Origin of the sequence: Variovorax sp. VRV01, from assembly GCF_014852545.1 — a bacterium.
Taxonomy (GTDB): Bacteria; Pseudomonadota; Gammaproteobacteria; order Burkholderiales; family Burkholderiaceae_C; genus Variovorax; species Variovorax beijingensis_A.
This window is the reverse complement of sequence record NZ_JACVBS010000057.1, coordinates 1-637: the sequence shown is the minus strand read 5'-3', so window position 1 is coordinate 637 and position 637 is coordinate 1. Positions and strand designations below refer to the sequence as shown.

General features: G+C 64.1%; 1 protein-coding gene. It reads right to left on the bottom strand.

The genetic code is table 11. The annotated features are described in order from the left end of the window. A partial coding sequence (locus IB278_RS33575; protein ID WP_192328847.1) for a TorF family putative porin occupies positions 1-637 on the bottom strand: 637 nt, incomplete at both ends.

Here is a 637-nt window from a genome sequence, read left to right as displayed (position 1 = left end):
TTGGCCACCGCCAGGTACGAGCTCTTCTTGTTGGCGCCCTGCACCGAGCCGGCCAGCGCCAGGCCGTTGCCGAAGTCGTACGACACGCCCACGTTGTAGTCCACGTAGCTCTTGTAGCCCAGGCTGCGGATGTCGCTGGACATGTGGGTGTAGCCCACGGCCGCCTTCAGCGTGAGCTTGGGCACGATCTCCTTGCTGTAGGCCAGGTTCAGGTAGCCCGTGTTGCGGCCCTTCAGCCCCGAGCCGGCCTTGTTGCCCGCGTAGCCGAAGTAGTCCTTCGACACCGTGTGCGAGTACTTCAGCGTGAACGAGCCGATGGCCTCGTCGGCCCAGGTGCCGGCGCCGTACAGCTCGGTGGTGTTGCCCGCGGAGTTGCCCGGGTAGATGTAGCTGAGCGCGCCCACGTCCAGGTCGAAGGGGCCGGCCTTGAACTTGTAGCCGCCGTAGATGTCGCTCTCGATGCTGTTGCCCTGCAGCCAGTTGACGCTGGAGTTCCAGTTGCCCACGTAGAAGCCGCTCTCGCCGAAGGCGTAGTCGAAGCCGCCCTGGATGGCGGGCTTGAAGCCCTTGGTCTTGGCGTAGTCGTTCTTCCCGATCATGTCCTGGTCCTGACCGCGGAACTTGTAGTTGCTGGTCA